This is a genomic window from Streptomyces sp. NPDC021100 (assembly GCF_044333095.1).
Lineage (GTDB): Bacteria > Actinomycetota > Actinomycetes > Streptomycetales > Streptomycetaceae > Streptomyces.
In genome coordinates this window covers 67014-85899 of the sequence record NZ_JBIRQH010000005.1, presented here as the reverse complement: position 1 = coordinate 85899, position 18886 = coordinate 67014, and the positions used below count along the sequence as shown (strand labels likewise).

The window sequence follows — 18886 nt, the reverse complement described above, 5'->3', positions numbered from 1 at the left end:
GGGCATGAAACTCACCAAGTACGGTCACGCCTGCGTCCGTCTGGAGAAGGAAGGCCGCGCCCTCGTCATCGACCCCGGCGGGTTCACGGAGGAGGACGCGGCCCTCGGGGCGGACGCCCTGCTGGTCACCCACGAGCACCCGGACCACTTCGACGCGCACCGGCTGCGGGCCGCCCTGGAGGCCAACCCGGCCACCGAACTGTGGACGCTGCGGAGCGTCGCCGAGCGGCTCTCGGCCGCGTTCCCGGGGCGGGTGCACACCGTCGGCGAGGGCGACGCCTTCACGGCCGCGGGGTTCGACGTCGAGGTGCACGGGCAGCTGCACGCCGTGATCCACCCGGACCTCGAACGGATCACCAACGTCGGCTACTTCGTGGACGACACGCTCTTCCACCCCGGCGACGCCCTCACCGTCCCCGGCCGGCCGGTGGACACGCTGATGGTGCCGGTGATGGCACCGTGGAACAGGGTCGGCGACGTCATCGACTACCTCCGCGAGGTCGCGCCGCGCCGGGCGATCGACGTCCACGACGCGCTCCTCACCGACCTGGCGCGGCCGGTCTACGACCGGATGCTCGGCCCGGACGGCCCCGGCGTCGGCGGGGCGGAGCACTCCCGGCTGGCGCCGGGGGAGAGCGTCGAGCTCTGACCTCCCGACCTGTCCAGCCACCCCTCCCACCTGCGGAAACGGGCGTTGTCAGACCCTCCCGTTAGGGTGGCCGCATGCGCATCGCCACCTGGAACGTGAACTCGATCACCGCCCGCCTGCCCCGGCTGCTGGCCTGGCTGGAGAGCAGCCGTCCGGACGTGCTGTGCCTCCAGGAGGTCAAGTGCGCCGCGGACGCGTTCCCGTACGAGGAGCTGCGCGGCCTCGGCTACGAGGCCGCGGTCAACGCCACCGGCAGGTGGAACGGCGTGGCCGTGCTCTCCCGCGTCGGCATCGCCGACGTGGTGACCGGCCTCCCGGGCGGCCCGGACTTCGAGGGCGCGCAGGAGCCCCGGGCCATCTCGGCCACCTGCGGGGCCGCCCGCGTCTGGTCGGTCTACGTCCCGAACGGCCGGGACGTCGAGCACGACCACTACGGCTACAAGCTCCGCTGGTTCGAGGCGCTGCGCGACGCCGTGGCCGCCGACGCCACGGGCGACCGCCCGTTCGCCGTCCTTGGCGACTACAACGTGGCGCCGACGGACGACGACGTCTACGACCCGGCCGTCTTCGAGGGCGCCACCCACGTCACCCCGGCCGAGCGCGCCGCCCTCGCCGCCCTGCGCGACACCGGCCTGTCCGACGTCGTGCCCCGGCCGCTCAAGTACGACCACCCGTACACCTACTGGGACTACCGGCAGCTGTGCTTCCCGAAGAACCGGGGCATGCGCATCGACCTCGTCTACGGCAACGCGGCGTTCTCCGGCGCGGTCAAGGACGCGTACGTCGATCGCGAGGAGCGCAAGGGCAAGGGCGCGTCGGACCACGCGCCGGTCGTCGTCGACCTGGACGTGTAGATCCGGTCGCTCCGACGGGATCCTGTCGTCCGACGGTGATGGGCGGAGCCGGGCGGGCGTAAGGACGGCCGGGCCGCGGCCGGCGCGGCCCGGCCCGCCGCGACGCCGGCCGCGGCCCGGCCCGCTCAGGCGAGGTGGTCGGTGACGCGCCGGAGCACGGAGACCGCCGTCGCGTACTCCTCCTCCGTGATGTCGCCGACGAGCTCCTCGCGCACCCGGGCCATGCGCTCCTTCGCCGTCGCGAGGCCCGCGAGGCCCCGGTCCGTGAGGGTCAGCCGGCCGTCGGCGCCGGCGACGAGCCAGCCCCGGTGCACGAGCGCGTCGGCGGCGTGGGCCGTCACCTCGGTGCCCATGCCGTAGGGCACGTCCACGGCGCGGATCTCGTGCCTGGTCAGGCCGTGCTCGGCCCGGACGACGTTGTTCAGCGCCCACCACTGGGGCTGGGTCAGGTCGATGCCTGCCAGGGCGGCCTGGGAATGCCGGAGGATCGCTTCGGTGGCGCGCCAGGCGGCGAGGGCGATGGGCGGCTGGGCGGGTGCGGCGGTGCCGTTCCGCGAGGCGTTCGTGGGGGCGTTCACGGAGGTCTTCGCAGAGGCGTTCACGTGCGTCATGATCATGAAGCTAGGACCTCAAGTGCGGTCGAGGGCAAGCCCTGTCCGGCCTCCCGCCCCTCACCTCACTGCGGCTTCGGCCGCGACCGCAGGTACCGCATCTGCGCCTGGCTGAGGTCGTGCGCCTTCCGCATGTGGCGGGTGACCACCTCCAGCTCCTCCTCCGTGTGCTCGTCGAGCAGCGCCCGCCAGGCCCCGCCGAGGTCGTCCCACACCGCGGCGACGCGGGCGACCCGCTCCGGCACCGGAGTGACCAGTACCCTGCGACGGTCCTTCAGGTCCGGGGTCCGGGCCACGTAGCCCTCCCGTTCGAGCCGGTCCACCAGCCGGGTGGCCGATCCCGTGGTCAGCCCCGTCATGTCGGCGATCTGCCGGACGGTGAGCGGCTCGTCCTCGGCCGTCAGCAGGCTCAGGCACTGCACGTCCGTCGGGTGCAGACCGAGGTGGTCGGCGACGGCCTGGTTGAACAGCACGTACGCCGCCATGTAGCGGCGGGACTCCGCCGACAACTCCTCGTACAGCCGGGCCCGGCGCGGGTCCGTCACCTGAATCACACTCCAAATCGCTGCGCGGCGCAGCAATATCCCGTAATCTCCTGCATGGCGCAGCGACTGCGCCACGCAGCAAGTTTACGCGATCCATCCTCCATACCCCCTGTCAGGAGAACCCGTGCTCACCATCGCCGTCACCGGAGCCACCGGAGCCCAGGGCGGAGCCACCGCCCGAGCCCTGCTCGCCGCCGGCCACCACGTGCGCGCCCTCACCCGCCACCCCGGATCGTCCGCCGCCGAGGCCCTCCGCCGCCTTGGCGCCGACGTCCGCCACGCCGACTTCGACGACCGCGCCTCCCTCGACACCGCCCTCGCCGGCGCCGACTCCCTCTTCGCGGTCACCACCCCGTTCGGCACCGACACGGACACCGAGACCCGGCAGGGCAGGACCCTCGTCGACGCCGCGGCGGCCGCCCGCCTCGGGCACGTCGTGTTCACCTCCGCCGCGCACGCCGACCGCGGCACCGGGATCCCGCACTACGAAAGCAAGCACTCGATCGAGCGGCACCTGCGCGCGTCCGGTCTGCCCTGGACCGTGATCGCCCCGGCGGCCTTCATGGACAACTACGCCAGTGGCTGGACCCTCGACGGGCTGCGGGACGGCGTCTTCGCCTGGCCGATGCCCGCAGACCGGCCGCTCACCCTCATCCCCGCCACCGACATCGGCGCCTTCGCCGCGCTGGTCCTCGCGCGGCGCGACGAGTTCGCCGGCCACCGCGTCGACATCGCCTCCGACGAGCTCACCCCCGCCCGCATCGCGGAGACCCTCGCCGCGGCTGCCAACCGCCCGGTCGTCCACCGGGAGGTGCCGCTGGACCGGGTCCGGGAACACTCCGCCGACCTGGCGGCGATGTTCGCCTACTTCACCACCACCGGCCTCGACGTCGACGTCGCCGGGCTGCGCCGCGCCTATCCCGAGGCCGGCTGGCACGGCTTCGCCGACTGGGCCGCCGGCCAGGACTGGGCGGCCCACTTGGCCGCCGACCCCACGTCGGCACACCACCACTGACGACTGTCGCACCGCTGAAGGAGACCCCCGTGGCACCCCATGGCATGAAGCCCATCGGCTACTGGCTCAATCGCACTGACCAGGCCCTCACCCGCGCCATGGACGGCGTCCTGGCGGAGCACGGCCTCACCAGGACCGCCTGGCAGGTCCTCAACGTCGTCCGCGCGGGGCGCGACACCGCCGACGACGAGGTGCTGTCGGTTCTCGCCGCGAACGCCGACGCTTCCGCGCTGCGCGCCGCCGTCCGCGTCCTGCTCGACGACGGCTGGGTGAGCCGCCCCGCGCCGGGGCGGCTCACCCTCGCCCCGGAGGGGAACCGGCGGCTGGCGGCGGCCGCCGAACGCGTCGACGCGTTCCGTGCCGTCTCCGTCGCCGGCATCTCCCGGGACGAGTACCGCACGGCCGTCCTCGTCCTGGAGCGCATGACCCGCAACGTCGAGGGACTCGGGGCTGTCGCGGGCCACGCCGGCCACTGAACCCGTGGGCTCCGGCCCGGCGGGCCCGCGCCGGTTGTCCCCTACGGAACCCGATCTGTACAGAACCCGGTCCCTATGGAGTCCGGCCCTTGCGGAAGGTGCCCTTGCGGAAGGCCCTTGCGGAACGCGGTCTCACCGGGCCGCCCCTCACCCCACCAGCCGCCGCAGATCCACCGCGTCCGCGAACGCCTTCATCCCCGCGTCGTTCGGATGCAGATGGTCCCCGCCGTCGAAGCGCGGCAGCATCCGTTCCGGATGTTGCGGGTCCCGGATGGCGGCGTCGAAGTCGAAGACCGCGTCGTACACGCCGCCGTTCTGCCGGATGTGCCGGTTGATGGCCGTCCGCTGGGCGTCGGCCGTCGCCGTGCAGTCGTAGAAGCCGCCGCAGGGGGCGATGGTCGCCGCGATGACCCGCAGGCCGCGTTCGTGCGCCCGTTCCGCGATCGACCGCAGGGCGGCGATCACCTGGTTGGCGGTGGTGCCGGCGCGGATGTCGTTGACGCCCTCGAAGACGATCACGGTCCGGGCCTGGGACTGGGCCAGTACGTCGCGTTCCAGCCGGTGGCCGGCGCTGACGCCGCTGAGTGTGGTGCTCGGGCCGCTGCCCTGGTAGCGGTCGTCGACCACCCGGTTGCCGGAGATCCCGCTGTTGAGGACGCCGTACGCGGGGACCGCGTGCTGGGCGCGCAGCCGCCGGGACAGCAGGTCGGGCCAGCGCCCGTTGGCGTCGGGGGTGGACCGTTCGCCGTCGGTGATCGAGTCGCCGAGCGCGACCACCGATCCCGGGCCGCCGCCGACGTCGACGCCGGTGAGCAGCGGCCAGGTGGCGAGGGTCCCGGTGTACGCGCCGGCGGCCCGGTCGGCCGTCCGGTCACCGCCTCCGTCGGCGGTCAGGTAGGACCGCTGGTTGGTGTAGTTGTGCACGGGCAACGCCCGTACGGTGCCGGGCAGATGGATGCTCACCAGCAGGCTGGTGTCCGGCGGCACCGTGAACCCCAGTGGGTCGCTGAACCGCTGGGTCCCGGCCGGCAGGACGACCGCCTGCTTTCCCCCGAACGTGAGCGTCCGGGGCGCGGCCGCGGCCGCCGCGCCCTTCCCCTGCACGGCGACGGTCGCGTGGCCGATCCGCACCGGCTCGGCGGCGAACGTGTTCTCCAGCCGGATCCGGGTCCGCGGCCCGCCCGCGCTGCCGTGCACCACCAGCCGCAGCGTCCGGTCCTTCCACGGCCCGACGGCCGTGTACCCGGACGTGGGAGCCGCCCAGCTGCCGGTCCACTCGTTCGTGGGAGCGCGCAGCGCCATGGAGAAGACGTGCAGTCCGGTCGACGCGCGAGAGGCCTGCGGCAGGACGACCGACTCCACCTCCCGGCCGCGGGCGACCGGCACGGTCACCGCGTGCAGCCGGGTGGTCTCCGTCCGGCGCCCGCCGGGGGTGTTGAGGTGGGGGAGGCCGACGGCCTTGGTGGTCAGCGGGCCGCGCCGCCAGTCGGGGGCGGTCAGCCGGTACGTGCTGCGGGAGCCGTCGCCGTAGCGGACGGTCCCGGTGCCGCTGACGTCACCGCCCGGCCCGGCCGCCGCGCTCCCCGCGACGAGGAAGGTGAGCGCGTCGCCCCGGCCGCGCAGCCGGACCGTCTGCCCGGCCGCGCGGACGTTGTCCGGCGTGCCCGGCGCCGAGCGCGGCCAGCGCAGCGCGGAGCCGTCGACCGGCAGTTCCCTGCCGGGGGTCCAGCCCGCCGCGGCGAGGTCCTGGGCGGAGAAGGAGCCGCCCGCTCCGTCGAAGTCCGCCTCCCGGGGCCGGGCGTCGTCGCTCACCGCCTTGTTGTCGAAGAGCCGCTCCAGAGGGAGCGGCTCCTTCGCCGGTTCGGCCGGTGCGCCGGGGCGGGCGAGCGCCGGGGCGTTCGCGAAGGCGACGGCGCAGACCGCCCCCACCACGACGGCTCCCGCCGCGCCCCGCCGTCTGTGCCGCCGTTCCGTGTGTGCCGTGCCGTGCGCTGTCCGGAGCATGCTTCTCATGCCTCCCGTGATTCCCCACGCCGAATGTGGCGGGATGAAGTTAGGGAGACCACGGAACCACGTCAAGGAGGCCGCCAGGTCACGTCGTCCCGCCGCGCGCGGGTGGTGAGGCCATCTGCACGAGTGCGATCCTTGCCGGTATGAACATTCCCTTTTTGGACGGCTGGCGCAGGCGGCACGACGCGGCACGCGGGGGCGCCGCGCACGGCACGGCCGACTGGGACCCGGAGGGCCTGGCCGACCTGCTGTCGGAGTGCGAACTGCTGCGCGCGCAGGCGGAGTCGGCGGGCGTCGCGCTCGACGACGGGCCGTCCTCCCTGGAGGCCCTCGACCAGCTGCAGCCGCGCTGGCGCGGCGACGAGGAGCTCCAGTCCTGGCTGGGCAACGACGCGGGGCTGTACCTGGGGACGGTGCTGGTCCGCACGGTCGCCGGCGCGGCCTGGCGGATCCGCTCCGACGGCCAGCCGGTGGTCCTGCTCGCCGGCGGCCGTGAGGTGGACGTGGTCGAGACCGGGCACGCGTGGGCGGAGGACGGCGCCCCGGAGCTCTCCCAGGTGTACGGCGAGTTGTCCGAGAACTGACGGCGGGGCGCGGGGCGCGGGGCTCTGGGCGCTGGGCCTTGGAGGCTGGACCTGCGTGCCCCGGCCGTCCTGGGCCGACGCCCGCCCCGGCCGTCGTGGGGGGGGGCGTCCGTACCGGCCGTCCTGGAGAGCGTCCGCGCCGGGCCACTAGGGAAATCCCGCGCTCGGCTTCGTGGCGGACGTCTGTCCCCTTGCGATGACGATCTTCGAGCCCGACTCCCCGTCGGAGCGCTTCACGTCGGCGTCTCCCGCCGGTGCCCCGTCGCCCGGCCCTCCCGCCGACGCCCACGTCGGCGCCTCCCTGCCGGCGTCCTCCCGCCGATGCCTTCGTCGGCGCTCCCCGCGCCGTCCTCCGCGCGCGGGCCGAACCCTCGCCGCCACGCCGGGTCTCGTACCGCGCCCTTCCACGGGCCAGGGCCCGGGCCACGAGCCCCGGCCACGCCCCCGTGTCACGAGCCGCGGGCTGCGGGCCGCGAACCGTGGGCTGCGAGCCGGAAGGCCAACTGTCACGCCACGCCTCCGCAGCGGCCCCGCCTGCCGGCCCGTCCACTGCCTCCGCCTGCCGGCCGGCGCTCCGCGCGAACCCCCGGCCGAAGTCCGCCCCGGATCGCCCGACCCGCCTCACCCACCGAGGACCGGCCCCACACCACCGAGGACCGGCCCCACACCACCGGGGAGCGGCCCCCCACCCACCGAGGGCCGGCCCCCCACGAGGACCGGCCCCTCATCACCGGCGACCGGCCCCTCACCCCGTGAACGGAATCACGTACTCCAGCCGCCACCGGTCCGCCCGCACCACGATGTCCGACGTCTCCACCGCCCGCCCGTCCCCGTCGAAGTGCGTCCGCTCGACGACCGTGACGCACTGCCCGGCCGTGCAGCCCAGAGCCTCCGCCTCCGGTGTGGTGGCCGGGCGGGAGCCGACCAGTTCGCGGGCCCGGACGACCCGTACGCCGATGGCCGCCAGCCGGCCGCGCACGCCCCGGCGGGCGTACGGGCCGTGCTCGGGGTGGACGACGTCGGTGCCGGCGGTGACGGCCAGCGGCTCCCAGCTGGTGGCGAGTTGCACCGGGCGGCGGTCGGCCAGGTACTCGTACTCCGTGCGCAGCACCGGATCGCCCGCCGCGATGCCCAGCCGCTCGGCGATCAGCGCCGGCGCGGGCGCCTCGGCGGAGGACGCCTCCCAAGTCAGCGCGGTTCCCCCGGACGGGCGACCGCACGGCGGGCGCGAGTCCCTGATCGAGTGGTGGTCCCGGGCGGTGTGGATCTCCGCCGCGAACGGGGTGTCGACCGCGCCCGTGGTACGCAGCAGGGTGCCCAGCGGCGCCCGGTCGGCGACGAACACCCCGCGCCCGAACTGCCCCTCCGCGTAGCCCGCGGCCTTGAGCACCCGGACCGCCCGGTCGACGGTCTGGTCGCTGGCCGCGTAGGCCCGTTTGAGCTCGGAGCGGGAGGGGATCCGGGCGCCGACGGTCAGTGAGCCGTCGTCGATGCGCCGCCGCAGGTCGTCCGCGATGCGCAGATATACGGGCCTGCTGTCGCCCACTCCGGGCTCCCTTCCCCCTGGTTCCCCCATTTGGACCCACAGGCTAGGTACCCAGGCTGGGTCTGTGTACCTAGGAAAGCCCAGGTGGACAGCGCGGAGGAGCGGGGGAGCGCGGCGGGAGCACCGGAGGAAATGTCGGCCTGGTCCTCTTCCGTACGCGTGTCGGCGGTGACGTCCCGGAACGCCCCTGGATAGGTTGCTCCGACCGGCCGGTGCGGGCCTCCGGACTGGGTGAGCCTCCGGGCATGACGAGCCTCCGGGCATGACGAGCCTCCGGGCATGACGAGCCTCCGGACAGGGCGGGCCTCCGACAGGGCGAGAGTGAGTTGGGCAGAGCATGGCCGTCGATCCGCTGATCGAACTGCGTGGCGTCAACAAGTACTACGGGAAGCTGCACGTCCTCCGGGACATCGACCTCACGGTCGGCCGGGGGGAGGTGGTCGTGATCATCGGCCCGTCGGGCTCCGGGAAGTCCACGCTGTGCCGGACGATCAACCGGCTGGAACCGATCGACTCCGGGACGATCACCCTGGCCGGGCAGCCGCTCCCGGCGGAGGGCCGGGCGCTCGCCCGGCTGCGGGCCGAGGTGGGGATGGTCTTCCAGTCCTTCAACCTCTTCGCACACAAGACCGTCCTCGCCAACGTCTCGCTGGCCCAGACGAAGGTCCGCGGCCGGGGCAGGGAGGAGGCCGACCGGCGCTCCCGCGAACTCCTGGAGCGGGTGGGGCTCCTGGCTCACGCCGAGAAGTACCCGGCCCAGCTCTCCGGCGGCCAGCAACAGCGCGTGGCCATCGCCCGCGCGCTGGCCATGGACCCCAAGGCGCTCCTCTTCGACGAGCCGACCTCCGCCCTCGACCCCGAGATGATCAACGAGGTGCTGGAGGTGATGCAGCAACTCGCCCGTGAGGGCATGACGATGGTCGTCGTCACCCACGAGATGGGCTTCGCCCGCTCCGCCGCCAACCGCGTGGTCTTCATGGCCGACGGCCGCGTCGTCGAGGACCGCGTCCCCGAGGAGTTCTTCACGGCCCCCGAGAGCGACCGGGCCAAGGACTTCCTCTCCAAGATCCTCAAGCACTGAGCGGGTGACGCAGCACATGGCACACCGCACCGCCGGCCGGGTCCTGAGCGCCCTCGCCGCCTTCGCCTCTCCAGCCGCCCTCGCCGCCCTCGCCCTGCTCACCGCCGCCTGCGGCAAGGAGGGCAGCCCGCCGATCAAGGGCCCCGCGCCCGGGGAGCTCCCCGCGTACCGCGTCGCCTCCGGCTTCACCCCGCCGGACTCGCCCACCTGGCGCACGGCCAAGGGCCGCGGCCACCTCACCGTCGGCGTCAAGGAGGACCAGCCCTACCTGGGCGAGAAGGACCCCGCCACCGGCGCGTACTCCGGCTTCGACATCGAGATCGCCCGGATGATGTCCGCCTCCCTCGGCTTCGACCCCAAGACCCTCGCGTTCCGCACCATCGCCTCCGCCAACCGCGAGACGGCCCTGCAGAACGGCCAGATCGACTACTACGTCGGCACCTACACCATCAACGACCTGCGCAAACGCCAGGTCGGCTTCGCGGGCCCGTACTACGTCGCCGGGCAGGGGCTGCTGGTGCGCAAGGCCGAGAAGGACATCGAGGGCCCCCAGGACCTCGACGGCAAGCGGGTCTGCTCAGTCGCCGGGTCCACCCCGCTCCAGCGCCTCAAGCGGGAGTTCCCCAAGGCCCAGGCCGTCGCCTACGACACGTACTCCATCTGCGTCGACAACCTCCTCAGTCTCCAGGTCTCCGCCGTCACCACCGACGACACCATCCTCATGGGCTTCGCCGCCAAGGCCCCGGACGAGCTGAAGATCGCCGGGAAACCGTTCTCCAAGGAGCCGTACGGCATCGGCGTCCCGCGCGGCGACACCGCGCTGCGCCTGGCCCTCGACGACGCCATCGAGGAGCACGAGCGGAACGGCGACTGGAAGAAGGCGTACGACGCGACGCTCGGCCGGTCCGGCGTCCCCGCGCCCAAGCCGCCGGCCGTCGACCGCTACGGCACCGGGAGGTCCGCGCCGTGAACGTCCTGACCGACAACCTCTCCCTCTACGGCGACGGCCTGCTGGGCACCGTCGAACTCACCGTCTACGGCTCGCTGCTGGCCCTCGTCCTCGGCTTCCTGATGGCGTCCTTCCGCGTCGCGCCCGTCGCCTCGCTGCGTGCCTTCGGCACCGTGTGGGTGACGGTCCTGCGGAACACGCCGTTGACGCTGCTGTTCTTCGCGGTGGTGCTGGGCCTGCCGCGCTTCGGCGTGGTGCTGCCCTTCCAGCTCTTCGCGGTTCTCGCGCTCGGCTGCTACACCTCGGCGTTCATCTGCGAGGCGGTCCGTTCGGGCATCAACACCGTGCCCGTCGGGCAGGGCGAGGCCGCCCGCAGCCTCGGCATGACCTTCGGGCAGACGCTCGGCACGGTGATCCTGCCGCAGGCGTTCCGCTCGGTGATCCCGCCGATCGGCTCCACCCTCATCGCCCTCGCCAAGAACTCGGCCATCGCCGGCTCGTTCAGCGTCACCGAGCTGCTCGGCACCTACAAGACCCTCAACGAACTGGGCTACGGCATCATCTGGACCTTCGTCTGGATCGCCGTCGGCTACCTGATCGTGACCCTGACCATCAGCGCGGTCTTCAACGTGCTGGAGAAGCGGTGGGGAGTGGCCCGGTGACCGGAACCGCCCTGTACGACATCCCCGGCCCGCACGCCCGCCGGCGCCACCGCCTCTACGGCCTGATCGCGAGCGTCGCCATCGCGGCCCTCATCGGCTGGGTGGTGTACCTCCTCGTCGACACGGGCCAGTTCGCCGCGCGGAAGTGGACGCCGTTCGCGTACGTCGGCATCCAGGAGATGCTGCTGCGCGGCCTCGCCAACACCCTCCGCGCCTTCGGCTACGCCGCCGCGTTCTCGCTCGTCCTCGGCGGGCTGCTGGCCGCCGGGCGGCTCTCCGACCACCGGCCGCTCCGCTGGGCGGCCACCGTGGTCGTGGAGTTCTTCCGGGCCATGCCCGTGCTGGTGATGATCTTCTTCGTCTTCGTCGCCCTCAAGGTCCAGCCGCTGCCCGCCCTCGTCACCGGCCTCACCCTCTACAACGGGTCGGTGCTCGCGGAGGTCTTCCGCACCGGCGTCGACTCCGTCGAGCGCGGCCAGCGGGAGGCCGCCTACGCGCTCGGGATGCACAAGACGCAGGTCATGACGTACGTCCTGGTGCCGCAGGCGGTCCGGGCGATGCTGCCGACGATCATCAGCCAGCTCGTCGTCGCCCTGAAGGACACCTCGCTCGGCTTCCTGATCACGTACGAGGAGTTCCTGCACGCCGGCAAGCTGATCGCGGGGAACCTGGACTACGGGCTGCCGTTCATCCCCGTCGTCATGATCATCTCGCCGGTGTACATCGGGATGTGCATGCTGCTGTCCTGGCTGGCCACCTGGGTCGCCAAGCGGCAGCGGCGCAGCGTCAAGACGGAGGCGGTGGAGGTGGCGCCGGCCGAGCCGGGGACGCTGCTCCCCGGCCCGGCCGGCCACCACACACAGCCGTAGCGCCGTCCGTCGGATCAGGCGTCCGCGCCCAGCCACAGGTCGGGACCGAACACCTCGTAGTGCAGGTCCGCCGGGGCGACGCCCGCCGCCAGCAGCCGCGCCCGCGCCGCCCGCATGAAGGGGAGCGGACCGCACAGGTACACCACCGCGTCGGCCGGGACGTCGATCGCCGACAGGTCCGCGTGACCGGTGCGCTCGGCGGGCCACTCGCCCTCCGGGCGCTCGTACCAGAAGTGCGCCTCGGCGTCCGGCAGCTTCTCGACGAGCCGGCGCATGTCCTCGCGGAACGCGTGGTCCGCCTCACTGCGGTCGGCGTGGACGACGATCACGCGGCGGGCCGAGCCGGACGCGGCCAGGTGGGCGAGCATGCCCGCCATCGGGGTGCAGCCGATGCCCGCGGAGACGAGCACGACCGGACGGTCGCCCTCCGCCAGCACCACGTCGCCGAAGGGCAGGCTGACCTGGAGCTCCGCACCCACGTCCACGTGGTCGTGGAGGTGGTTCGAGACCTCGCCCGCCGGGTCGCCCGGGACGCGCTTGACGGAGAACTGGAGGGCGTCGTCCGGCCGGCCGGAGAGGCTGTACTGGCGGATCTGCCGGGCGCCGTCGGGCAGCTCGACCCGGACGGAGACGTACTGGCCGGGCCGGCCGGCGGGCAGCTCCCGGCCGTCGAGCGGGCGGACCTCGAAGGTCGCGACGTCCGCGGTCTCCCGGTGGCGGGCCACGACGCGGCAGGGCACGAACACCTCGCCGGCCGGGACGCCCGCGCCCTCGTACAGCCGCTGCTCCAGGGCGATCAGGGCGTTGGCCATCAGCCAGTAGACCTCGTCCCAGGCCGCGGCGACCTCGGGGGTGACCGCCTCGCCCAGCACCTCGGCTATCGCGGCGAAGAGATGCCGCCGCACCAGCTCGTACTGCTCCGCGGTGACGCCGAGCGCGGCGTGCTTGTGCGCGATGCGGGACAGCATCGCGTCCGGGCGGACGTCCGGGTGCTCCACGAGCGCGGTGGCGAACGCGGCGATGGCGCCCGCGAGGGCCTGGCGCTGGCTGCCGTTGGCCTGGTTGCCGCGGTTGAAGAGGTCCCGCAGCAGGTCGGGACGCTCGGCGAACAGCTTGTCGTAGAAGAGCGGGGTGATCTCGCCGATGGCCCCGCCCACGGCGGGCAGGGTCGCGCGGACGATCTCGGTCGACTTCGGGGACAGCACGGCGGCTCCTTGCGGTTCGCGCCCCGGACGGATAATGCGCATCCGGGACTCGCATTTCAGGGTGTGCGGACGCCGCGTGGCGGACGGCGCCGGTTCGGGTCAGTCGTGGGGGTCGGACCGGTCGTCGGGCCGGGCGGACAGGCTCAGCAGAACCGGCCCGGTGGGCTGCCGGACCAGGTCCTGGACGGTGATCGGGTCGAGCGCGGCGAAGAACGCCTCCTGCGCGTCGCGCAGCGCCCCCCGCAGCCGGCAGGCCCCGCGCAGCGGGCACGGCGGATCGTCCTCGCAGCCGACGACGTCCCCCGAGCCCTCCAGGGCACGCACCAGCCGGCCCACCGATCCCGTCAGTCCCAGGGTGGTGAGCGCCAGCCCGCCACCCCGGCCCCTCCGGGTCTCCACGACCCCCAGGTGCGTCATGCGGCTGACCACTTTGGCCGCGTGCGTGTACGGCACCCCCACCGCGGCCGCCACCTCACGGGTGGTGGGCGCGGCGGTCTCGGTACCGCCGGACGTCACGGCCAGGCGCATGGCGATGCGCAGGGCGATGTCCGTGCTCTTGGTCAGTCGCACACTTGTACTCTACCTAATCGGACTTTTGGATTCTTATTAGGGGCGGCTCTGGACGGTGGACTGGTTCGTCCGGTCCGCCCGGCCGTCCGTGCGGCCAGGCGGCCGTGCCGCTCAGCTGCCCGGCGCGGTCCACGGACGTGCGCCACCACACGCCGCGACGGCGTACGCGCGGGTGGGCGCCAGGGCGCTGGCCCGGCGTCGCGCGCGCGGCGCGGCGCGGGATGCCATGGCACGGCGCTGCATGGCGCGCCACGGCGTGGAGGCTGCCGTCGTACGCGGGCAGCCGGCGACCCGGCGTCACGTTCGCGCGGTGCCCCCGGCGGGCCGGCGCGGCCCGGCCGCCGTGCCGTCGGCCGTTCCGTCGCGCCGCTCCGCCCGCGCGCGTAGCCCCGCCCGGCGCGGCGGCCGGCGGAACGGCCGCCCGGACAGCCGTCGTTCGATACGTGCGGCCGAGTGACGGCCGGTACCAGTGGTTCGCGTCAGGCCTTGTGAGATTGACAGACGGTCAACACGAGGCGAGTCTGACTGCCGTGTTCGACGGCCCCCGGCGACCTTTCGCAGGCGCGGGGCGCGGTCGGCCTGGAACCATCACCGATTCTCCGGAGGCAGTAGTGGCAGACGCAGGCGCACACGGCGGGCGGTACGGCAAGGTGCTGGCGGCGGTCGGCGCCGCCACGGCCCTGGCGGCGGGGGCCGCCGCCCCCGCCACGGCCGCCACCCCGGCCCACGGCGGCGAGCGCTACGTCGCCCTCGGCGACTCGTACACCTCCGCGCCCGGCGTGCCGGCCCAGAGCGGCGGCGACTGTGCCCGCTCCAGCGTCAACTACCCGTCGCTCACGGCGAAGGCGCTGCACCAGAAGTCGTTCAAGGACGTCAGCTGCAGCGGCGCCAAGACCGACGACATGTGGCGCGCGCAGGGCGCCAACGCCCCGCAGCTGAACGCCCTCGGCAAGAAGACCCGCCTGGTCACCGTCGGCATCGGCGGCAACGACATCGGCTTCGGCGAGATCATCGGCACCTGCGCCCAGCTCTCCGTCTCCGACCCGGCCGGCGCCCCCTGCCGCAAGAAGTACACCGCGGCCGACGGCGGCGACCTGCTGAACAAGCGCATCGCCGACGCCGCGCCCAAGGTCGCCCGCGTCCTCAAGGCCATTCACCAGCGCGCCCCGCACGCCCGCGTCGTCCTCGTCGGCTACCCGTCGATCATGCCGGACAGCGGGGTCGGCTGCTTCCCCAACGTCCCGATCGCCGCCGGCGACACCCCGTACCTGCGCGACACCGAGAAGAAGCTCAACGCCATGCTGAAGCAGCAGGCGCGCAAGGCCCACGTCCGGTACGCCGACACCTACCGCGCGACCGTGGGCCACGATGTCTGCCGCCCGCAGGCCGACCGCTGGATCGAGGGTGCCCAGCCGGCCCGTCCGGCCGCTCCCTTCCACCCGAACGCCGACGGCGAGCGGGCGATGGCCAAGCCGGTGATCACCCAGGCGCGGGGCCGCTGAAGGGAAGCCTCGGCGGAGCCCGAACGGAAGCCGGTACGGAACTCTGTACGGGCATCTGAACGGAAGGCCGAACAGGAGCCGTGTCGCGCCCTGTCGGCGGAGGGGTCCGGCGAGTAGGGTCCGGGGCCTCTCAGCCGACAGGGAGGTACCCATGGCAAGACCGCCAGCGCGCCGGCGAACGACCGTGCTCTGCGCGACGGCCGCACTCGTGGCCGGACTCGGGATCGTTCCGGCCGCCGCCCAAGGCACAGCCGCCGCTCAAGAGGCGGCCGGCCGCGCCCCCGCCAAGACCCCGCTCGCCGTGGGCCGCGGCGGTGCCGTGACCAGCGTCGACGCCGACGCGTCCGCCGCCGGCATCGAGGTGCTCAAGGGCGGTGGCAACGCCGTCGACGCGGCGGTGGCCACCGCCGCCGCCCTCGGCGTCACCGAGCCGTACTCCGGCGGCATCGGCGGTGGCGGCTACTTCGTCTACTACGACGCGAAGGCCCGCAAGGTCTTCACCCTCGACGGCCGCGAGCGGGCGCCGCTCAGCGCGGACAAGAACCTGTTCGTCGAGAAGGGGCACGCGATCCCCTTCGAGGAGGCCATCACCAGCGGCCGCGGCGTCGGCGTCCCCGGCGCCCCCGCCACCTGGGACGCGGCGCTCCGCTCCTGGGGCAGCAGATCGCTCGGGCAGGTGCTGAAGCCCGCCGAGCGGCTGGCCCGCAAGGGCTTCACCGTCGACGAGACCTTCCGGCAGCAGACCGCCGACAACGAGCGGCGCTTCCGTGACTTCCCCGCCACGGCCCGCCTGTTCCTCCCGGGCGGGAAGCTCCCGGCCGTCGGCGCCACGCTCAAGAACCCCGATCTCGCCCGCACCTACGAACTGGTGGGCCGGCGCGGCATCGGCGCGGTGTACGGCGGCGACGTGGGGCGCGACATCGTCCGTACCGTCCGCAAACCTCCCGTCGCCCCCGGCGCGCACCGCGTCGTGCGCGCCGGTGACCTCACCCAACGCGACCTGCGCGCGTACGCCGTCAAGCGCCCCGGCCCCACGCACACCACCTACCGGGGGCTCGACGTCTACGGGATGGCCCCCTCGGCGTCCGGCGGGATCGCCGTCGCCGAGGCGCTGAACGTCCTGGAGAAGAGCGACCTCCGCAAGCTCGACGACAAGACGTACCTGCACCGCTACCTGGAGGCGAGCCGGATCGCGTTCGCCGACCGCAACCGGTGGATCGGCGACCCCGCGCAGGAGAAGGTACCGACCGCGGCGCTGACGTCGAAGCGGTTCGCGGCCTCGCGGGCCTGTCTGATCAAGGACAGCCGGGCGCTGACCAGCCCGCTCGCCCCCGGCGACCCCCGGCACCCCAAGCCCTGCGCCACGACGGGCCGGGCCGCCCCCACCCCGTACGAGGGGCAGCAGACCACCCATATGACGGTGGCCGACAAGTGGGGGAACGTCGTCTCCTACACCTTCACCATCGAGCAGACCGGCGGCAGCGGCATCACCGTGCCCGGCCGCGGTTTCCTGCTCAACAACGAGCTGACCGACTTCTCGTTCACCCCGGTCAGCCCGGGCGTCCACGACCCGAACCTGCCCGGCCCGGGCAAGCGCCCGCGCTCGTCGATCTCGCCGACGGTCGTCCTCGACCACGGGAAGCTGAAGTTCGCGCTGGGCTCGCCGGGCGGGGCGACGATCATCACCACCGTCCTCCAGACGCTGCTCAACCACGTGGACCGCGGGATGCCGCTGGTCGACGCCATCGCCGCGCCGCGCGCCAGCCAGCGCAACGGCGCGACGACGGACGTGGAACAGGCGCTGTGGGACAGCCCCGTCCGCCGCCAACTGGAGGCGAAGGGGCATGTGTTCAAGCTGAGCCCGTCCTTCATCGGCGCCGCGACGGGCGTCGAACGGCTGCCGGACGGGCGGTGGCTGGCCGCCGCGGAGAAGGTGCGGCGCGGCGGCGGGTCCGCGATGGTGGTGCGGCCGGGGCGGTGAGCCGCGGCGGGCCGGTGGGGCGCCTTTGCGGGCGCCCCACCTTTCCGGTTGCCTCGCCTTCCCGGTCACCCCGCCTTCCCGGTCACCCCGCCTTTCCGAGCGCCCCGCCTTTCCGAGCGCCCCGCCGGGTGTCATGCGAGCAGTCGGAGGAGCGCCTCCGTCGTATCCGTCTCGCCCAGCAGCGGGAACACCCGCTCGACGGCGTTCCGGTGCCGCTCCGGGTCGACGTCCGTGACCGCGTCCGTCACCACCGTCACGTGGTACCCGTGCTCGTGCGCGGCCCGGGCCGTGGACTCCACGCCCAGGCCGGTCGCGATCCCCGCGACGACGAGCTGGGTGACGCCGCGCCGGCGCAGCAGGTCGTCGAGGCCCGTGCCGTGGAAGGCGCCCCAGGTGCGCTTGGGGACGACGATGTCGTCGTCCGTGCGGCCGAGTTCGGGGCGCAGCTCCGCGAAGTCGGCGGGGGGTTCGCCGGTGCGGCGCCCGGCCTCCGTACGGCCGGGTGCCGCACCGACGACGCGGACCAGGACGACGGGGAGGCCGCGGGTGCGGAAGGCCGCGGCCAGCCGGGCCGCGCGGGCGACGACCTCGTCGGCGGGGTGCGTGGTCGGGAGGGCGGTGATGCCCTTCTGGAGGTCGACGAGGACGAGGGCGGTCTTCGGGTCGAGCGTGGTGGCAGGCATGTCCTCACCCTAGGCAGTGAACAGGCAACCTTACAAGATTTCCTGTGTAGTGGAGTCGGCGTCCACAGGCCGCGTCGGTCTTGCCTCGGCGGGTGCCGGGCCATACGGTCGCAGGCACGCGGATCTTCGCGCGTAGCCCGGCGTCCCGTATGCCCCCGCGTCCCGTACACGCGGCATCGCGTCGCCCGGCATCGCGTCGTCCGGCATCACGCCCCGGCGGAGGAGCAGCTCATGACCACTGTTGTGCGCGCCGCACTGGTCCAGGCCGGCTGGACCGGTGACACCGAATCGATGATCGCCAAACACGAGGAGCACGCCCGCGCCGCCGCCGCGCAGGGTGCCCGGGTGATCGGCTTCCAGGAAGTCTTCAACGCCCCCTACTTCTGCCAGGTCCAGGAGAGCGAGCACTACCGCTGGGCCGAGCCGGTCCCCGACGGGCCGACCGTGCGCCGGATGCGCGAACTCGCCCGGGAGACGGGCATGGTGATCGTCGTGCCGGTCTTCGAGGTCGAGCAGTCCGGCTTCTACTACAACACCGCCGCCGTCATCGACGCCGACGGCAGCTACCTCGGCAAGTACCGCAAGCACCACATCCCGCAGGTCAAGGGCTTCTGGGAGAAGTACTACTTCAAACCCGGCAACCTCGGCTGGCCGGTCTTCGACACCGCCGTCGGCCGGATCGGCGTCTACATCTGCTACGACCGCCACTTCCCCGAGGGCTGGCGGCAGCTCGGCCTGGCCGGTGCCCAGCTCGTCTACAACCCGTCGGCCACCTCCCGCGGCCTCTCCGCGCACCTCTGGAAGCTCGAACAGCCCGCCGCCGCCGTCGCCAACGAGTACTTCGTCGCCGCGATCAACCGCGTCGGGCGGGAGGAGTACGGCGACAACGACTTCTACGGCACCTCCTACTTCGTCGACCCGCGCGGGCAGTTCGTCGGTGACGTCGCCAGTGACACGAAGGAGGAACTGGTCGTCCGGGACCTGGACTTCGCGCTGATCGACGAGGTCCGGCAGCAGTGGGCGTTCTACCGGGACCGGCGCCCCGACGCGTACGAGGGGCTGGTGCGGCCGTGAGCGGTACGAGCGGGGGGCCC

At 73.4% G+C, this 18886-nt stretch carries 19 protein-coding genes; 12 read left to right on the top strand and 7 right to left on the bottom strand.

The annotated features are described in order from the left end of the window. The first annotated feature begins 4 nt into the window (after positions 1-4). Both ACH4PU_RS12520 and ACH4PU_RS12515 read left to right on the top strand, forming a co-directional pair. The gene (locus ACH4PU_RS12520) at positions 5-649 is read left to right on the top strand and encodes an MBL fold metallo-hydrolase (RefSeq protein WP_398270154.1); all 645 of its coding nucleotides are present in this window, start codon (positions 5-7) and stop codon (positions 647-649) included. Positions 650-723: 74 nt separating this feature from the next. Further along, a complete protein-coding gene (locus ACH4PU_RS12515) occupies positions 724-1503 on the top strand; it encodes an exodeoxyribonuclease III (protein WP_398270151.1) in 780 nt (259 codons plus the stop codon). 125 nt (positions 1504-1628) lie between these two features. Here the strand turns inward: ACH4PU_RS12515 and ACH4PU_RS12510 are convergent, their stop codons facing one another. Both ACH4PU_RS12510 and ACH4PU_RS12505 read right to left on the bottom strand, forming a co-directional pair. Further along, the gene (locus ACH4PU_RS12510) at positions 1629-2114 is read right to left on the bottom strand and encodes a MarR family winged helix-turn-helix transcriptional regulator (RefSeq protein WP_398270148.1); all 486 of its coding nucleotides are present in this window, start codon (positions 2112-2114) and stop codon (positions 1629-1631) included. A 65-nt stretch (positions 2115-2179) separates the two neighbouring features. Further along, positions 2180-2668: a MarR family winged helix-turn-helix transcriptional regulator gene (locus tag ACH4PU_RS12505; protein ID WP_398270145.1), complete on the bottom strand. Its 489-nt coding sequence runs from the start codon at positions 2666-2668 to the stop codon at positions 2180-2182. 115 nt (positions 2669-2783) lie between these two features. On the opposite strand from ACH4PU_RS12505, the gene ACH4PU_RS12500 reads away from it, so the two are divergent. Further along, complete coding sequence (locus tag ACH4PU_RS12500; protein ID WP_398270142.1) at positions 2784-3674, top strand: NmrA/HSCARG family protein; 891 nt, start codon at positions 2784-2786, stop codon at positions 3672-3674. 29 nt (positions 3675-3703) lie between these two features. Then, positions 3704-4150 (top strand): MarR family winged helix-turn-helix transcriptional regulator, encoded by a 447-nt coding sequence (locus ACH4PU_RS12495; protein WP_398270139.1) that lies wholly within the window; start codon positions 3704-3706, stop codon positions 4148-4150. A 147-nt stretch (positions 4151-4297) separates the two neighbouring features. Here ACH4PU_RS12495 and ACH4PU_RS12490 read toward each other — a convergent pair whose 3' ends face one another. Then, on the bottom strand, positions 4298-6154 hold the full coding sequence (locus ACH4PU_RS12490; protein ID WP_398270882.1) for an SGNH/GDSL hydrolase family protein: 1857 nt from the start codon (positions 6152-6154) through the stop codon (positions 4298-4300). A gap of 149 nt (positions 6155-6303) precedes the next feature. Between ACH4PU_RS12490 and ACH4PU_RS12485 the strand changes: the two genes are divergently transcribed. Beyond that, positions 6304-6744, top strand: a complete 441-nt coding sequence (locus tag ACH4PU_RS12485; RefSeq protein ID WP_398270136.1) for a DUF6278 family protein — start codon at positions 6304-6306, stop codon at positions 6742-6744. Positions 6745-7489: 745 nt separating this feature from the next. On the opposite strand, the gene ACH4PU_RS12480 is transcribed toward ACH4PU_RS12485, so the two are convergent. Continuing rightward, positions 7490-8290, bottom strand: a complete 801-nt coding sequence (locus ACH4PU_RS12480; RefSeq protein ID WP_398270133.1) for a GntR family transcriptional regulator — start codon at positions 8288-8290, stop codon at positions 7490-7492. A 337-nt stretch (positions 8291-8627) separates the two neighbouring features. Between ACH4PU_RS12480 and ACH4PU_RS12475 the strand changes: the two genes are divergently transcribed. From ACH4PU_RS12475 to ACH4PU_RS12460, 4 genes are read left to right on the top strand one after another with little or no spacing between them, the layout of a single operon-like run. Further along, positions 8628-9371, top strand: a complete 744-nt coding sequence (locus ACH4PU_RS12475) for an amino acid ABC transporter ATP-binding protein (protein WP_185945507.1) — start codon at positions 8628-8630, stop codon at positions 9369-9371. Positions 9372-9387: 16 nt separating this feature from the next. Next, entirely contained in the window at positions 9388-10341 is a 954-nt protein-coding gene (locus ACH4PU_RS12470; protein WP_398270129.1) for a glutamate ABC transporter substrate-binding protein, read from the top strand. After that, the gene (locus tag ACH4PU_RS12465; protein WP_185945508.1) at positions 10338-10982 is read left to right on the top strand and encodes an amino acid ABC transporter permease; all 645 of its coding nucleotides are present in this window, start codon (positions 10338-10340) and stop codon (positions 10980-10982) included. Before ACH4PU_RS12470 ends, ACH4PU_RS12465 begins: the two co-directional genes overlap by 4 nt. Then, positions 10979-11851 (top strand): amino acid ABC transporter permease, encoded by an 873-nt coding sequence (locus tag ACH4PU_RS12460; protein ID WP_398270125.1) that lies wholly within the window; start codon positions 10979-10981, stop codon positions 11849-11851. The genes ACH4PU_RS12465 and ACH4PU_RS12460 overlap by 4 nt, the downstream gene beginning before the upstream one ends. A gap of 14 nt (positions 11852-11865) precedes the next feature. Here the strand turns inward: ACH4PU_RS12460 and ACH4PU_RS12455 are convergent, their stop codons facing one another. Both ACH4PU_RS12455 and ACH4PU_RS12450 read right to left on the bottom strand, forming a co-directional pair. Next, a complete protein-coding gene (locus ACH4PU_RS12455) occupies positions 11866-13056 on the bottom strand; it encodes a globin domain-containing protein (RefSeq protein ID WP_398270122.1) in 1191 nt (396 codons plus the stop codon). Positions 13057-13155: 99 nt separating this feature from the next. Further along, positions 13156-13626 (bottom strand): RrF2 family transcriptional regulator, encoded by a 471-nt coding sequence (locus ACH4PU_RS12450; protein WP_398270119.1) that lies wholly within the window; start codon positions 13624-13626, stop codon positions 13156-13158. 611 nt (positions 13627-14237) lie between these two features. Between ACH4PU_RS12450 and ACH4PU_RS12445 the strand changes: the two genes are divergently transcribed. Continuing rightward, positions 14238-15128, top strand: a complete 891-nt coding sequence (locus ACH4PU_RS12445; RefSeq protein ID WP_398270116.1) for an SGNH/GDSL hydrolase family protein — start codon at positions 14238-14240, stop codon at positions 15126-15128. A 151-nt stretch (positions 15129-15279) separates the two neighbouring features. Then, positions 15280-17109 (top strand): gamma-glutamyltransferase, encoded by a 1830-nt coding sequence (gene ggt, locus ACH4PU_RS12440; protein WP_398270113.1) that lies wholly within the window; start codon positions 15280-15282, stop codon positions 17107-17109. A gap of 131 nt (positions 17110-17240) precedes the next feature. Here ggt and ACH4PU_RS12435 read toward each other — a convergent pair whose 3' ends face one another. Continuing rightward, positions 17241-17792, bottom strand: coding sequence for an isochorismatase family protein (locus tag ACH4PU_RS12435; protein WP_398270110.1), 552 nt, complete (start codon positions 17790-17792; stop codon positions 17241-17243). Positions 17793-18023: 231 nt separating this feature from the next. On the opposite strand from ACH4PU_RS12435, the gene ACH4PU_RS12430 reads away from it, so the two are divergent. After that, positions 18024-18866 (top strand): nitrilase-related carbon-nitrogen hydrolase, encoded by an 843-nt coding sequence (locus tag ACH4PU_RS12430; protein WP_398270107.1) that lies wholly within the window; start codon positions 18024-18026, stop codon positions 18864-18866. Positions 18867-18886: the final 20 nt, after the last annotated feature.

Bases quoted from the DNA above. Each gene is read 5' to 3' on its own strand.
- ACH4PU_RS12485 (WP_398270136.1), top strand. From the start codon at position 6,304: ATGAACATTCCCTTTTTGGACGGCTGGCGCAGGCGGCACGACGCGGCA.
- ACH4PU_RS12510 (WP_398270148.1), bottom strand. From the start codon at position 2,114: ATGACGCACGTGAACGCCTCTGCGAAGACCTCCGTGAACGCCCCCACG.
- ACH4PU_RS12520 (WP_398270154.1), top strand. From the start codon at position 5: ATGAAACTCACCAAGTACGGTCACGCCTGCGTCCGTCTGGAGAAGGAA.
- ACH4PU_RS12490 (WP_398270882.1), bottom strand. From the start codon at position 6,154: ATGCTCCGGACAGCGCACGGCACGGCACACACGGAACGGCGGCACAGA.
- ACH4PU_RS12515 (WP_398270151.1), top strand. From the start codon at position 724: ATGCGCATCGCCACCTGGAACGTGAACTCGATCACCGCCCGCCTGCCC.
- ACH4PU_RS12435 (WP_398270110.1), bottom strand. From the start codon at position 17,792: ATGCCTGCCACCACGCTCGACCCGAAGACCGCCCTCGTCCTCGTCGAC.
- ggt (WP_398270113.1), top strand. From the start codon at position 15,280: ATGGCAAGACCGCCAGCGCGCCGGCGAACGACCGTGCTCTGCGCGACG.
- ACH4PU_RS12475 (WP_185945507.1), top strand. From the start codon at position 8,628: ATGGCCGTCGATCCGCTGATCGAACTGCGTGGCGTCAACAAGTACTAC.
- ACH4PU_RS12430 (WP_398270107.1), top strand. From the start codon at position 18,024: ATGACCACTGTTGTGCGCGCCGCACTGGTCCAGGCCGGCTGGACCGGT.
- ACH4PU_RS12470 (WP_398270129.1), top strand. From the start codon at position 9,388: ATGGCACACCGCACCGCCGGCCGGGTCCTGAGCGCCCTCGCCGCCTTC.